Annotated in this window: 14 protein-coding genes; 8 read left to right on the top strand and 6 right to left on the bottom strand. The window is 50.2% G+C overall.

Annotated elements, in window-relative coordinates; translation table 11 throughout:
• The first annotated feature begins 53 nt into the window (after positions 1–53).
• Positions 54–1,418, top strand: coding sequence for an MFS transporter (locus QUE34_RS02590; RefSeq protein WP_032302573.1), 1,365 nt, complete (start codon positions 54–56; stop codon positions 1,416–1,418).
• Positions 1,419–1,545: 127 nt separating this feature from the next.
• Here QUE34_RS02590 and yajQ read toward each other — a convergent pair whose 3' ends face one another.
• Positions 1,546–2,037: a nucleotide binding protein YajQ gene (gene yajQ / locus QUE34_RS02585; RefSeq protein ID WP_001138904.1), complete on the bottom strand. Its 492-nt coding sequence runs from the start codon at positions 2,035–2,037 to the stop codon at positions 1,546–1,548.
• Positions 2,038–2,204: 167 nt separating this feature from the next.
• Between yajQ and panE the strand changes: the two genes are divergently transcribed.
• Together panE and yajL are read left to right on the top strand one after the other, a co-directional pair.
• The gene (gene panE, locus QUE34_RS02580) at positions 2,205–3,116 is read left to right on the top strand and encodes a 2-dehydropantoate 2-reductase (RefSeq protein WP_000705864.1); all 912 of its coding nucleotides are present in this window, start codon (positions 2,205–2,207) and stop codon (positions 3,114–3,116) included.
• Complete coding sequence (gene yajL / locus QUE34_RS02575) at positions 3,079–3,669, top strand: protein deglycase YajL (RefSeq protein ID WP_001276329.1); 591 nt, start codon at positions 3,079–3,081, stop codon at positions 3,667–3,669. Before panE ends, yajL begins: the two co-directional genes overlap by 38 nt.
• Positions 3,670–3,722: 53 nt before the next feature.
• On the opposite strand, the gene thiI is transcribed toward yajL, so the two are convergent.
• Positions 3,723–5,171, bottom strand: coding sequence for a tRNA uracil 4-sulfurtransferase ThiI (gene thiI, locus QUE34_RS02570; RefSeq protein ID WP_032302572.1), 1,449 nt, complete (start codon positions 5,169–5,171; stop codon positions 3,723–3,725).
• A 205-nt stretch (positions 5,172–5,376) separates the two neighbouring features.
• Between thiI and xseB the strand changes: the two genes are divergently transcribed.
• From xseB to QUE34_RS02545, 5 genes are all read left to right on the top strand, one after another.
• Complete coding sequence (gene xseB / locus QUE34_RS02565) at positions 5,377–5,619, top strand: exodeoxyribonuclease VII small subunit (protein ID WP_001124935.1); 243 nt, start codon at positions 5,377–5,379, stop codon at positions 5,617–5,619.
• Positions 5,619–6,518, top strand: coding sequence for a (2E,6E)-farnesyl diphosphate synthase (gene ispA / locus QUE34_RS02560; protein WP_032302571.1), 900 nt, complete (start codon positions 5,619–5,621; stop codon positions 6,516–6,518). The genes xseB and ispA overlap by 1 nt, the downstream gene beginning before the upstream one ends.
• A gap of 24 nt (positions 6,519–6,542) precedes the next feature.
• Entirely contained in the window at positions 6,543–8,405 is a 1,863-nt protein-coding gene (dxs, locus tag QUE34_RS02555; protein ID WP_000006812.1) for a 1-deoxy-D-xylulose-5-phosphate synthase, read from the top strand.
• A gap of 179 nt (positions 8,406–8,584) precedes the next feature.
• On the top strand, positions 8,585–9,559 hold the full coding sequence (gene yajO / locus QUE34_RS02550) for a 1-deoxyxylulose-5-phosphate synthase YajO (RefSeq protein WP_001199777.1): 975 nt from the start codon (positions 8,585–8,587) through the stop codon (positions 9,557–9,559).
• 230 nt (positions 9,560–9,789) lie between these two features.
• The gene (locus QUE34_RS02545; RefSeq protein WP_032302569.1) at positions 9,790–11,319 is read left to right on the top strand and encodes a pentapeptide repeat-containing protein; all 1,530 of its coding nucleotides are present in this window, start codon (positions 9,790–9,792) and stop codon (positions 11,317–11,319) included.
• 176 nt (positions 11,320–11,495) lie between these two features.
• On the opposite strand, the gene pgpA is transcribed toward QUE34_RS02545, so the two are convergent.
• The 4 genes from pgpA to ribH form a co-directional block, all read right to left on the bottom strand.
• Entirely contained in the window at positions 11,496–12,011 is a 516-nt protein-coding gene (gene pgpA, locus QUE34_RS02540) for a phosphatidylglycerophosphatase A (RefSeq protein ID WP_032302568.1), read from the bottom strand.
• Entirely contained in the window at positions 11,989–12,966 is a 978-nt protein-coding gene (gene thiL / locus QUE34_RS02535; RefSeq protein ID WP_000742107.1) for a thiamine-phosphate kinase, read from the bottom strand. Before thiL ends, pgpA begins: the two co-directional genes overlap by 23 nt.
• A 77-nt stretch (positions 12,967–13,043) precedes the next feature.
• Positions 13,044–13,463: a transcription antitermination factor NusB gene (gene nusB / locus QUE34_RS02530; protein ID WP_000801125.1), complete on the bottom strand. Its 420-nt coding sequence runs from the start codon at positions 13,461–13,463 to the stop codon at positions 13,044–13,046.
• A gap of 19 nt (positions 13,464–13,482) precedes the next feature.
• On the bottom strand, positions 13,483–13,953 hold the full coding sequence (gene ribH, locus QUE34_RS02525) for a 6,7-dimethyl-8-ribityllumazine synthase (RefSeq protein ID WP_001021161.1): 471 nt from the start codon (positions 13,951–13,953) through the stop codon (positions 13,483–13,485).
• Positions 13,954–13,988: the final 35 nt, after the last annotated feature.

The raw sequence follows: 13,988 nt of genomic DNA, 5'->3' as shown, positions 1-13,988 counted from the left end.
ACCCAACATGCGCTCCGCACTACACTATGTGGGCAATTTTTTAAGAGGTGGTAATGAACGATTATAAAATGACGCCAGGTGAGCGGCGCGCGACCTGGGGTTTAGGGACCGTATTTTCATTGCGCATGCTGGGCATGTTTATGGTACTGCCGGTTCTAACTACGTACGGTATGGCACTGCAAGGTGCCAGTGAAGCATTAATCGGTATTGCCATTGGTATTTATGGCCTGACTCAGGCCGTTTTTCAGATTCCGTTTGGCCTGCTTTCCGACCGCATTGGTCGCAAACCATTAATTGTCGGCGGGCTGGCGGTGTTTGCCGCCGGTAGCGTTATCGCTGCGCTTTCCGACTCTATCTGGGGAATTATTCTGGGCCGGGCGTTACAAGGTTCTGGAGCGATTGCCGCTGCCGTTATGGCGCTACTTTCTGATCTCACGCGCGAACAAAACCGCACCAAAGCGATGGCGTTTATCGGCGTGAGTTTTGGCATTACCTTCGCCATTGCGATGGTACTTGGCCCTATCATCACTCACAAACTTGGACTGCACGCGCTATTCTGGATGATCGCTATTCTGGCAACGACCGGTATTGCGTTGACCATTTGGGTTGTGCCCAACAGCAGCACGCACGTACTTAATCGTGAGTCCGGAATGGTGAAAGGCAGTTTCAGCAAAGTGCTGGCAGAACCGCGACTGCTGAAACTCAACTTCGGCATTATGTGTCTGCACATGCTGCTGATGTCGACGTTTGTTGCCCTGCCCGGACAGTTGGCTGATGCGGGGTTCCCGGCGGCTGAGCACTGGAAGGTCTATCTGGCGACGATGTTAATCGCCTTTGGCTCGGTTGTGCCTTTCATTATCTACGCGGAAGTTAAGCGCAAAATGAAGCAAGTCTTTGTCTTCTGCGTCGGGCTGATCGTGGTTGCGGAAATTGTGTTGTGGAACGCACAAACGCAGTTCTGGCAACTGGTGGTCGGCGTGCAGCTTTTCTTTGTGGCGTTTAATTTGATGGAAGCCCTCCTCCCCTCGCTTGTCAGTAAAGAGTCGCCAGCCGGTTACAAAGGTACGGCGATGGGCGTTTACTCCACCAGCCAGTTTCTTGGCGTGGCCATTGGCGGTTCGCTGGGTGGCTGGATTGACGGCATGTTTGACGGTCAGGGCGTATTTCTCGCTGGCGCAATGCTGGCCGCTGTGTGGCTGGCTGTCGCCAGTACCATGAAAGAACCGCCGTATGTCAGCAGTTTGCGCATTGAAATCCCATCGGACATTGCCGCAAACGAGACGTTAAAAGTGCGTTTGATGGAAACTGCGGGTGTCAAAGAAGTGTTGATTGCAGAAGAAGAACATTCAGCTTATGTGAAAATCGACAGCAAAGTGACGAATCGCTTTGAGGTTGAACAGGCAATTCGTCAGGCATAAAAAACGAGGCGAATTGCCTGTTGCGCTACGCATATCAGGCCTACAAAGTTCCTGAGTGACAAATCTTTGTAGGCCGAATCAGGCGTTCATGCCGCATCTGACATGAACAAAGCGCAGGTTGTCGCGATTAATCGCGGAAGTTTTTGAACTGGAACGGCTGACCCAGATCGCCACCACGTACCATCGCCATGACAGCCTGCAAATCATCACGAGATTTGCCCGTCACACGGATCTCATCGCCCTGAATTTGCGCCTGCACTTTCAGTTTGCTGTCTTTGATCATCTTGACGATTTTCTTCTGGGTCGCGCTTTCAATGCCCTGTTTCAGTTTCGCTTCCACAAACCAGGTTTTACCGCTATGAACGATATTTTCCGGTACATCCAGCGAACTGCCTTCAATGCCGCGCTTCAGCAGCTTGGCACGCAGAATATCCAGCAACTGATTGACCTGGAAGTCGGACTCGCTCAACACTTTGATGGTTTTGCTGGCGTCGTTCAGCTCAAATGAGGCTTCAACGTTACGGAAGTCAAAACGGGACTCCACTTCGCGGCTCGCGTTATCGACCGCGTTTCGTGCTTCCTGAAGATCAACTTCAGAGACAATATCGAAAGATGGCATCTTTTCCTCTCCCTTCATTTTTGATGCGAAGCATAATACCTGCAAAGTTAAATAACCGACAGTCCTGCACCAGGACGTATCCCTTAATTGTGCATAGTCGCAACAGCATGCACAATTAAGGGATAGCCTTATTGAACACCCGGAGTGGTTGCGGGTGAGGAGGAACAATGAAAATTACCGTATTGGGATGCGGTGCCTTAGGGCAATTATGGCTTACAGCACTTTGTAAACAGGGTCACGAGGTTCAGGGCTGGCTGCGCGTACCGCAACCTTATTGTAGTGTGAATCTGGTTGAGACAGATGGTTCGATATTTAACGAATCGCTGACCGCCAACGATCCCGATTTTCTCGCCACCAGCGATCTGCTCCTGGTGACGCTGAAAGCATGGCAGGTTTCCGATGCCGTCAAAAGCCTCGCGTCCACACTGCCTGTAACCACGCCAATACTGTTAATTCACAACGGCATGGGCACCATCGAAGAGTTGCAAAACATTCAGCAGCCGTTACTGATGGGCACCACCACTCATGCCGCCCGCCGCGACGGCAATGTCATTATTCATGTGGCAAATGGTATTACGCATATTGGCCCGGCACGGCAACAGGACGGCGATTACAGTTATCTGGCGGATATTTTGCAAACCGTGTTACCTGACGTCGCGTGGCATAACAATATTCGCGCCGAGCTGTGGCGCAAGCTGGCAGTCAACTGTGTGATTAATCCACTGACCGCCATCTGGAATTGCCCGAATGGTGAATTACGACATCATCCGCAAGACATTATGCAGATATGCGAAGAAGTCGCGGCGGTGATCGAACGCGAAGGGCATCATACTTCAGCGGAAGATTTGCGTGATTATGTTATGCAGGTGATTGATGCAACGGCGGAAAACATTTCGTCGATGTTGCAGGATATCCGCGCGCTGCGCCACACCGAAATCGACTATATCACTGGTTTTCTCTTACGCCGCGCTCGCGCGCATGGGATTGCCGTACCGGAAAACACCCGCCTGTTTGAAATGGTAAAAAGAAAGGAGAGTGAATATGAGCGCATCGGCACTGGTTTGCCTCGCCCCTGGTAGTGAAGAGACTGAAGCCGTCACCACTATCGATCTGCTGGTTCGCGGCGGTATCAACGTCACCACTGCCAGCGTCGCCAGCGATGGTAACCTGGCAATTACCTGCTCACGCGGCGTGAAGCTGCTGGCGGATGCGCCGCTGGTCGAAGTAGCTGATGGCGAATATGACGTGATCGTGCTGCCTGGTGGCATTAAAGGCGCGGAGTGTTTTCGTGATAGCACCCTGCTGGTTGAAACCGTGAAACAGTTCCACCGTTCCGGGCGTATCGTCGCGGCTATTTGCGCCGCACCAGCCACCGTGCTGGTGCCTCATGATATCTTCCCGATTGGCAATATGACCGGCTTCCCGACGTTGAAAGACAAAATTCCCGCTGAACAATGGCAGGACAAGCGCGTCGTCTGGGATGCTCGGGTAAAATTGCTGACCAGTCAGGGGCCAGGTACCGCTATCGACTTTGGTCTGAAAATTATCGATCTGCTGGTTGGGCGTGAGAAGGCCCATGAGGTGGCATCACAACTGGTGATGGCGGCAGGGATTTATAATTATTACGAGTAGTGTCGGATGCGGCAAACGTCGCATCTGACCAGATGCGACGTAAAAACCACAAATTACGGACGATACACCTTCACATTGTTAAAGCCCTGCTCGCGTAGATAGAGCGCCTGCAGGCGGCTCATCACCCCGCGCTCACACCACAACAGCCAGGTTTTGTTCTGGTCGAGATCGCCAAATTTGGTGCTCAGTTTATAGAACGGCAGAGAAACCACGTCGATACCTTCAACTCTCAGCGGCTTATCTTCTTGTTCATCAACAGAACGGATATCGAGGATCACGTCGTTCGGGCCGAAGCCGTTGACGGTTTCCACTTCCACCACTTCCTGCTCGGTCTGCTGAGCGATTTCGCGGATATCAACGTTATTCGCTTCCTCAACCACTTTATCGAGAATGCTGAAGTCGAACTTCTCTTCTTCCGCTTCAATCTTCGATTTAACCGCTTTCACCGTCGGGCTTTTGGAGATAACACCGCAGTATTCCGGCATGGTGCGGGCAAAATCTTCGGTGCCAATCTGGCGAGCCAGGTTGATGATGTGCTCTTTGTCGTAAGAGATCAGCGGACGCAGGATCAGCGTATCGGAGACGTTATCAATCAGGCGCAGGTTGGTTAGCGTCTGGCTGGACACCTGTCCCAGCGCTTCGCCGGTGACGAGCGCCTGTACGCCGTAACGTTCAGCCACTTTAGACGCGGCACGCACCATCATACGTTTGAGGATTACGCCCATCTGACCGTCGTCGATTTTCTCGAGAATTTCACCGACGACCGGCTCAAAGTTAATGGCGACAAAACGCACGCGGTGGGAGCTACCAAAACGGTTCCACAGATAATGCGCCACCTGACGAACACCAATTTCATGCGCCGCGCCGCCGAGATTAAAGAAGCAGTAATGCACGCGGCAGCCGCGACGCATTAACATATAACTGGAAACACCGGAGTCGAAACCACCGGAAATAAGCGACAGTACATCTTCCTGGGTGCCGATTGGGAAACCGCCAATGCCTTCGTAGCGGCCTTTGATCAGCAGGAGACGATCGTCTTCAACTTCCAGATGGACAGTCACATCCGGATTGGTCAGCTTCACGCGCGCGGATTCAATATGCTGATTTAAACCGCCGCCGACGTAACGTTCCACATCAATCGAGCTAAACTCATGCTTACCACGGCGCTTCACGCGTACGCAGAAGGTTTTACCTTCCAGCTGCTCGCGATACTGAACCAACGCTTTCTCGAAAATATCGTGCATGTCGGTAAACGGCACGTCTTCGACTTCGAGAATATGGTGGATACCCGGAATACGGGTCAGGGCGTCGCGAATAGCCAGACGCTGGTTTTCATCTTTTGCGCGAACTTCGATGTTATCCCAGTGGCGGACGACAGCGAGCGTCTCATCATAGTGCTTTAAAACGTTACGAATGTTCCCGGTAAGGATTTTTATAAAGCGCAAGCGCACAGATTGGCTTTTGATGGTGATTTCCGGGAACAATTTAATGATAAACTTCATGGCGGCAATGGTTCGTTGGCAAGTCTTAAGCGACTTGTATAGGGAAAAATACAGCAGCCCACACCTGCGGCTGCATCCAGGCGCGGAAGTATACCACTAACATCGCTTTGCTGCGCACATCACCTTACCATTGCGCGTTATTTGCTATTTGCCCTGAGTCCGTTACCATGACGGGGCGAAAAATATTGAGAGTCAGACATTCATTATGCCGAAGAAAAATGAGGCGCCCGCCAGCTTTGAAAAGGCGCTGAGCGAGCTGGAACAGATTGTAACCCGTCTGGAAAGTGGCGACCTGCCGCTGGAAGAGGCGCTGAACGAGTTCGAACGTGGCGTGCAGCTGGCACGTCAGGGGCAGGCCAAATTACAACAAGCCGAACAGCGCGTACAAATTCTGCTGTCTGACAATGAAGACGCCTCTTTAACTCCTTTTACACCGGACAATGAGTAATGGACTTTCCGCAGCAACTCGAAGCCTGCGTTAAGCAGGCCAACCAGGCGCTGAGCCGTTTTATTGCCCCACTGCCCTTTCAGAACACTCCCGTGGTCGAAACCATGCAGTATGGCGCATTATTAGGTGGTAAGCGCCTGCGACCGTTCCTGGTTTATGCCACCGGCCATATGTTCGGCGTTAGCACAAACACGCTGGACGCACCCGCTGCCGCCGTGGAGTGTATCCACGCGTATTCATTAATTCATGATGATTTACCGGCAATGGATGATGACGATCTGCGTCGCGGTTTGCCGACCTGCCATGTGAAGTTTGGCGAAGCAAACGCGATTCTCGCTGGCGACGCTTTACAAACGCTGGCGTTCTCGATTTTAAGTGATGCCGATATGCCGGAAGTGTCGGATCGCGACAGAATTTCGATGATTTCTGAACTGGCGAGCGCCAGCGGTATTGGCGGAATGTGCGGTGGTCAGGCATTAGATTTAGATGCGGAAGGCAAACTCGTACCTCTGGACGCACTCGAGCGTATTCATCGCCATAAAACCGGCGCATTAATTCGCGCCGCCGTTCGTCTTGGTGCATTAAGCGCCGGAGATAAAGGACGTCGTGCTCTGCCAATTCTCGACAAATACGCAGAGAGCATCGGCCTTGCCTTCCAGGTTCAGGATGACATCCTGGATGTGGTGGGAGATACTGCAACGTTGGGTAAACGCCAGGGTGCCGACCAGCAACTTGGTAAAAGTACCTACCCTGCACTTCTGGGTCTTGAGCAAGCCCGGAAGAAAGCCCAGGATCTGATCGACGATGCCCGCCAGTCGCTAAAACAACTGGCTGAACAGTCACTCGATACCTCGGCACTGGAAGCGCTAGCGGACTACATCATCCAGCGTAATAAATAAACAATAAGTATTAATAGGCCCCTGATGAGTTTTGATATTGCCAAATACCCGACCCTGGCACTGGTCGACTCCACCCAGGAGTTACGACTGTTGCCAAAAGAGAGTTTACCGAAACTCTGCGACGAACTGCGCCGCTATTTACTCGACAGCGTGAGCCGTTCCAGCGGGCACTTCGCCTCCGGGCTGGGCACGGTCGAGCTGACCGTAGCGCTGCACTACGTCTATAACACCCCGTTTGACCAATTGATTTGGGATGTGGGGCATCAGGCTTATCCGCATAAAATTTTGACCGGACGCCGCGACAAAATAGGCACCATCCGTCAAAAAGGCGGCCTGCACCCGTTCCCGTGGCGCGGCGAAAGTGAATATGACGTGTTAAGCGTCGGGCATTCATCAACCTCTATCAGTGCCGGAATTGGTATTGCGGTTGCTGCCGAGAAAGAAGGCAAAAATCGCCGCACCGTCTGTGTCATTGGCGATGGCGCGATTACCGCAGGCATGGCGTTTGAAGCGATGAACCACGCGGGCGATATCCGTCCCGATATGCTGGTGGTTCTCAACGATAATGAAATGTCGATTTCCGAAAATGTTGGCGCGCTCAACAACCATCTGGCGCAGCTGCTTTCCGGTAAGCTTTACTCTTCACTGCGCGAAGGCGGGAAAAAAGTATTCTCCGGCGTTCCGCCCATTAAAGAGCTGCTCAAACGTACCGAAGAACATATTAAAGGCATGGTAGTACCAGGCACGCTGTTTGAAGAGCTGGGCTTTAACTACATCGGCCCGGTTGACGGTCACGATGTGCTGGGGCTTATCACCACGCTTAAGAACATGCGCGACCTGAAAGGCCCGCAGTTCCTGCATATCATGACCAAAAAAGGTCGTGGTTACGAACCGGCAGAAAAAGATCCAATCACCTTCCACGCCGTACCTAAATTTGACCCCTCCAGCGGTTGCCTGCCGAAAAGCAGCGGCGGCCTGCCAAGCTATTCAAAAATTTTTGGCGACTGGTTGTGCGAAACCGCAGCAAAAGACAACAAGCTGATGGCGATTACCCCGGCGATGCGCGAAGGTTCTGGCATGGTCGAGTTTTCACGTAAATTCCCGGATCGCTACTTCGACGTGGCAATCGCCGAGCAACACGCAGTGACCTTTGCTGCGGGTCTGGCGATTGGTGGCTACAAACCCATTGTCGCGATCTACTCCACTTTCCTGCAACGCGCCTATGATCAGGTGCTGCATGACGTGGCGATTCAAAAGCTCCCGGTCCTGTTCGCCATCGACCGCGCGGGCATTGTTGGTGCTGACGGTCAAACCCACCAGGGCGCTTTTGATCTCTCATACCTGCGCTGCATTCCGGAAATGGTCATTATGACCCCGAGCGATGAAAACGAATGTCGCCAGATGCTCTATACCGGCTATCACTATAACGATGGCCCATCAGCGGTGCGCTATCCGCGCGGCAACGCCGTTGGCGTTGAACTGACGCCACTGGAAAAACTGCCAATTGGCAAAGGCATTGTGAAGCGTCGTGGCGAGAAACTGGCGATCCTCAACTTTGGTACGCTGATGCCGGAAGCAGCTAAAGTCGCAGAATCGCTGAACGCTACGCTGGTCGATATGCGTTTTGTGAAGCCGCTTGATGAAGCGTTAATTCTGGAAATGGCCGCCAGCCACGAGGCACTGATCACCATTGAAGAAAACGCCATTATGGGCGGCGCAGGCAGCGGCGTTAACGAAGTGCTGATGGCCCATCGTAAACCAGTACCCGTGCTGAATATTGGCCTGCCGGACTTCTTTATTCCACAAGGAACGCAGGAAGAAATGCGCGCCGAACTCGGCCTCGATGCCGCCGGTATGGAAGCCAAAATCAAAGCCTGGCTGGCATAATCCCTACTCCACTCCTGCTATGCTTAAGAAATTATTCATAGACTCTAAATAATTCGAGTTGCAGGAAGGCGGCAAACGAGTGAAGCCCCAGGAGCTTACATAAGTAAGTGACTGGGGTGAACGAATGCAGCCGCAGCACATGCAACTTGAAGTATGACGAGTATGGCAGGAGTGGCAGCATGCAATACAACCCCTTAGGAAAAACCGACCTTCGCATTTCCCGACTTTGCCTCGGCTGTATGACCTTTGGTGAGCCGGATCGCGGTAATCACGCATGGACACTGCCCGAAGAGAGCAGCCGTCCCATCATTAAACGCGCGCTGGAAGGCGGCATAAATTTCTTTGATACCGCCAATAGTTATTCTGACGGCAGCAGCGAAGAGATCGTCGGTCGTGCACTGCGGGACTTTGCCCGTCGTGAAGACGTGGTCGTTGCAACTAAAGTGTTCCATCGCGTTGGTGATTTGCCGGAAGGATTATCCCGTGCGCAAATTTTGCGCTCTATTGACGACAGCTTGCGACGTCTCGGCATGGATTATGTCGATATCCTGCAAATTCATCGCTGGGATTACAACACGCCGATCGAAGAGACGCTGGAAGCCCTGAACGACGTGGTAAAAGCCGGGAAAGCGCGTTATATCGGCGCGTCATCCATGCACGCCTCGCAGTTTGCTCAGGCGCTGGAACTGCAAAAACAGCACGGCTGGGCGCAGTTTGTCAGTATGCAGGATCACTACAATCTGATTTATCGCGAAGAAGAACGAGAGATGCTGCCGCTGTGTTATCAGGAAGGCGTGGCGGTGATTCCGTGGAGTCCGCTGGCGCGGGGACGTCTGACGCGTCCGTGGGGAGAAACCACCGCGCGGCTGGTGTCGGATGAAGTGGGGAAAAATCTCTACCAAGAAAGCGATGAAAATGACGCGCAGATTGCAGAACGCTTAACGGGCGTCAGTGAAGAACTGGGGGCAACGCGAGCACAAGTCGCGCTGGCCTGGTTGTTGAGCAAACCTGGCATTGCCGCACCGATTATCGGTACATCGCGGGAAGAACAACTTGATGAATTGCTGAACGCGGTGGATATCACCTTGAAGCCGGAACAGATTGCTGAACTGGAAACGCCGTATAAACCGCATCCGGTCGTAGGATTTAAGTAAATTTCGCTTTTCACCCATTTTATCTGCTGAATTCCCCATCGTCTGCGATGATGGGGACAACGTACCTCCCATCATCTTCTGTAACCATAATCCACCTCTGCAAGAGAAATTCTTGGTGAATGAGTTTGCAGCTATTCATCATCTTCATCCCTTTGAGCGATTTTTGATAGTTTCTCCAGGTAATATCCCCTAAAACTGTCTTATTTAGTCAATGTAAGAGGATTACAATCATGATGAAAACCATTTCCAGCCAACCTATCCGGTTTTCTGATGTACCGGTTGAAGATTTAATAAAATCAACGAAAAGAGATTACAATAAAAATTTTATTGAAAAACTATGGGACATAATTTGTGATTTTTTTCTATACACTGATAAACAAAAGGCATTTAAATCAATTAATAAATACATGAATACATTAAGTATTGGAAATGAACGTATAGAACCGGATCCCAACTTTAATATAGATGCAAACTCAGATTTAGACTCATATTTAAATCTGGATTTTAATCTCCTCTCGCCCAAACAGAGGCAGACCACGCTTTGTTGTTTCTGGAAGAAAATAGCCTCTACATTTCCAGAGCCATACAACACTACGTTCAAGCATGAGATTATATTTTCTGATAACCAAAATAGTTTGGTAGTCACTGGAACTATCTCTGTTATGAACGAGGTAGTAAATATGTATTCTATCAAATTAGATAAGGATAATAATGGAGTTGTCGATTTCAGCGGCCTATATTTAGGACACAGTAATATTTCCAATATGAATATGGAAAACTGTATCTTCTCCAATGTCAACTTCGAACATACTTATTTTGATGACGTCAATTTTACAAAGGCGAATTGTACAAAAGCTAATTTTAACAGTTGTAGATTTATGAAATGCGATCTAACAAATATGAATTGCACTGGCGCAATTCTTGATAATGCGGTGATATATGGTAAAGAACCTGAGATGCAATATCCAGAAGGCGATCAAATAATGCAAAGGTTAACTTATCAAAAAACACATGGGAATGAAACGAAAGGGATGATTCTAACTAACTGCTCCTGTGTTAAAACCACTTTCAATTGGGCAGATTTATCAGAAAGTGATTGCCAAAATGTGGACTTTAGCGAGGCTAATCTTTCAAACACTATTCTTCCTGACATCGTCATGATGAAAGGCACGAAACTTTACCGTACCGACCTTTTTAACCCAATATTAAAAGCAGAAGCAGACGCAGAATCAACAGAAGAAAAAGACATTAGCCCATTAGCAAAAATTATTCTTGACTATATTGAATCAGATAAAAACCCTGAGTCATTAAAATTTGATGAAAAATTAGCAACCACTAAAATAATACAAGATATCGATAATTTTATTTTCTACAATCAGCATTTAAAAAACATATTCAATCGCGCAATGAATCGTGAAGGAAAAATAAGCAGGAAAAAGTATAATGAAATTTTTAAATATATAGAAGCACAAGCCAAACAAGATTTCACCGACCAGTATAAAATAACAAAAAATGATTATTTAAAGAAAATACCTTTGAGTGCACAATTAATTGCAAAATACAAAATGGATGATCAATTAAATCAACTTTTGGTTACCCGTGAAATTCAAGATGAAATCAAATCAAAGATTCAAGACAAAATAGATGATCTTTCTAACAAATTATTCAACACTATTAATGAAACAATTAAGCATAATTTTGATGATACTTTTCGGCATCAGTCAGAGAATATGAGCAATTATTATGAGTTCGTCGACTGACGATATTTCAGTGTCATTGAATTATGAGTGACAAAGTTACACCTTGAAATATCTCCCCATAATATATTCGGTGATGTCGGATTTTACTTTAACAGAGTGCCCCCAAATTGGGGCTCTGTTCATTTATAAATCAAACCGGGTGGTCTGGAATCGACTACACCACCCGGTCAATGGCATCAAAGAATACCCAGCGGCCAATGATGACCGATAAAGTACAGGATGCCAGCGGAGATCACCCCGGCGACAATATCATCTATCATGATCCCCATGCCGCCATGTACATTGCGGTCAAACCAGCGGATCGGCCACGGTTTCCACATATCCAGAATACGGAAAATCACAAACCCGGCGGCAACCCACTGCCAGTCATTGGTCGGCAGCGCCATGAGCGTGATCCACATACCAATAAATTCGTCCCAGACAATGCTGCCGTGATCGTGCACGCCCATGTCTTTCGCCGTTTGATGACAAAGATAGACGCCGATACAGATCCCCAGCATGACTACCAGCGAATAGAGCTGCCAGGGCAAAAAGGTCATCAGATACCAGAACGGAATCGCCGCCAGCGACCCCATCGTGCCTGGAACAATTGGGCTTAATCCACTACCAAATCCAACAGCAAGCAGATGCCACGGATTACTCAGCTTAAGGCGACTTTTCGCGACATCTTTATGGCGTGGCAAAATGGTCATATCCTTTCCAGTCAAATGTGACAGGTTCGCCGTCACGAATAAAACAAAGCCCTTCGATATCGGCAGTCATCTGCCCGATACAGGTAAACGGTACGCCCAGGTGTCCGAGAGCCACATCCAGCGCGCCACGGTTCAGTTCCGGCACAGTGAAACACAACTCGTAATCTTCACCGCCAGAGAGCGCCCAGCGCAGCGCCTGTTCCGGCTCAACATGGCGAGAAAGCGCATCAGAAAACGGTAGCAATGCCAGGTCAATTCGTGCGCCGCAGTCGCTGGCTTTCACGATATGCCCGAGATCGGAAATCAGACCGTCAGAGAGATCGATGGCTGAATTTGCCAGATCGCGCAGCGCCTGCCCCTGTAAAATACGCGGCGACGGACGGAGATGACGTTTGATTAAGTAGTCCGCATCTTTAGCATCGGCAACCTGCAAACGATTTTGCAAAATCGCCAGCCCGGCGGCGCTATCGCCCGGTGTCCCGGTCACATAAATCCAGTCCCCCGGTTTCGCACCAGAACGCGTTAAGGCTCGCCCCATCGGGACAAAACCGTGGATACCCAACGTCATCGATAGCGGTCCACGTGTGGTATCGCCGCCAATGAGTTGCATATCGTAATAATTAAGTAGATCAAACAAACTGTCGCTGAAGGACTCAAGCCACGCTTCGTCGACGTCCGGTAAGGTTAATGCCAGCGTCAGCCAGGCCGGATCGGCGCCCATCGCGGCCAGATCGCTTAAATTCACTGCCAGAGCTTTATATGCCAGATCCGCAGGATCGATATCAGGGAGGAAATGGTTGCCCGCCACCAGCGTATCAGTGCTGATCGCCAGGGTCTGTTTCTCGGGGATATTGAGAAGTGCGCAATCGTCGCCAATGCCCAGTTCGACATCAAGACGAGAACTTCTTACACGGTCAAAATAACGGGCAATCAGGGAGAACTCGCCACATGCCATACGTTATGCCTCAGCAGGTAAAAAAGAAAAGGCCGGCGATCGCGGAACGGTCTTCCGTGAATCTACCGGCCTGGATATCACTTTTTGTTAGGGCGAATCACAGGTGCTGCTTTATCGAGTACGCCGTTGACGAACTTATGGCTGTCTTCTGCGCCGAACGATTTTGCCAGTTCGATCGCTTCGTTAATGGCCACTTTGTATGGCACATCGCTACGTTTAGACAGCTCGTACAGCGCAATGCGCAGTACAGCTTTTTCTACCTGGCCCAGTTCTTCCAGCAGGCGGGACAGGTATGGCTTCATCAGTCCGTCGAGGTATGCGGTGTTAGTCGCCACCCCGGCCAGCAGCTCACGGAAGTACAGGACGTCAACGTCTTTTACATCCTGTTCAGCCAGGAACTGGTATTCAACATCAGCGATGTCGTTCTGGGACAACTGCCAGGAGTAGAGCGCCTGGACGGCACACTCACGAGCGCGGCGACGAGCAGCAGGTTTCACGGATTTCCCCTTACTAATTTCAGGCCTTGATGGCTTTCAATACATTAATCATTTCAAGCGCGGTCAGTGCAGCTTCTGCACCTTTGTTGCCAGCTTTGGTGCCAGCACGTTCGATCGCTTGTTCAATGCTTTCAGTGGTCAGAACACCAAAAGCAACCGGAATTTCGCTGTCCTGGGCAACATGCGCCAGGCCGTTGCTTGCACCACCAGCGACATATTCAAAGTGGGCAGTGCCACCACGAATAACCGTACCCAGCGCAATCACCGCGTCGTATTTACCGGTTTTAGCCAGTGCACCGGCCGCCAGCGGCAGCTCATAGGCACCAGGCACCCAAACAACGGTAATGTTTTCATCTTTTACCTGACCGATACGTTTCAGTGCGTCAATTGCACCTTCCAGCAGGCTGTCATTGATAAAGTTGTTGAAACGCGCGATGGTGATGGCGACGCGAGCGTCCGGGGTAGCAACGTTAGCTTCAATAATGTTCATTTTCTTCCTTCGGGTTCGAGTATGGCCCCGCAGGG

Origin of the sequence: Escherichia sp. KS167_9B, assembly GCF_030295215.1 — a bacterium.
Taxonomy (GTDB): domain Bacteria; phylum Pseudomonadota; class Gammaproteobacteria; order Enterobacterales; family Enterobacteriaceae; genus Escherichia; species Escherichia coli_F.
Note: the sequence above shows the minus strand (reverse complement) of the source record. Positions and strands in the feature narration are given on the sequence as shown.

Bases quoted from the DNA above. Each gene is read 5' to 3' on its own strand.
- QUE34_RS02590 (WP_032302573.1), top strand. From the start codon at position 54: ATGAACGATTATAAAATGACGCCAGGTGAGCGGCGCGCGACCTGGGGT.
- yajQ (WP_001138904.1), bottom strand. From the start codon at position 2,037: ATGCCATCTTTCGATATTGTCTCTGAAGTTGATCTTCAGGAAGCACGA.
- panE (WP_000705864.1), top strand. From the start codon at position 2,205: ATGAAAATTACCGTATTGGGATGCGGTGCCTTAGGGCAATTATGGCTT.
- yajL (WP_001276329.1), top strand. From the start codon at position 3,079: ATGAGCGCATCGGCACTGGTTTGCCTCGCCCCTGGTAGTGAAGAGACT.
- thiI (WP_032302572.1), bottom strand. From the start codon at position 5,171: ATGAAGTTTATCATTAAATTGTTCCCGGAAATCACCATCAAAAGCCAA.
- xseB (WP_001124935.1), top strand. From the start codon at position 5,377: ATGCCGAAGAAAAATGAGGCGCCCGCCAGCTTTGAAAAGGCGCTGAGC.
- ispA (WP_032302571.1), top strand. From the start codon at position 5,619: ATGGACTTTCCGCAGCAACTCGAAGCCTGCGTTAAGCAGGCCAACCAG.
- dxs (WP_000006812.1), top strand. From the start codon at position 6,543: ATGAGTTTTGATATTGCCAAATACCCGACCCTGGCACTGGTCGACTCC.
- yajO (WP_001199777.1), top strand. From the start codon at position 8,585: ATGCAATACAACCCCTTAGGAAAAACCGACCTTCGCATTTCCCGACTT.
- QUE34_RS02545 (WP_032302569.1), top strand. From the start codon at position 9,790: ATGATGAAAACCATTTCCAGCCAACCTATCCGGTTTTCTGATGTACCG.
- pgpA (WP_032302568.1), bottom strand. From the start codon at position 12,011: ATGACCATTTTGCCACGCCATAAAGATGTCGCGAAAAGTCGCCTTAAG.
- thiL (WP_000742107.1), bottom strand. From the start codon at position 12,966: ATGGCATGTGGCGAGTTCTCCCTGATTGCCCGTTATTTTGACCGTGTA.
- ribH (WP_001021161.1), bottom strand. From the start codon at position 13,953: ATGAACATTATTGAAGCTAACGTTGCTACCCCGGACGCTCGCGTCGCC.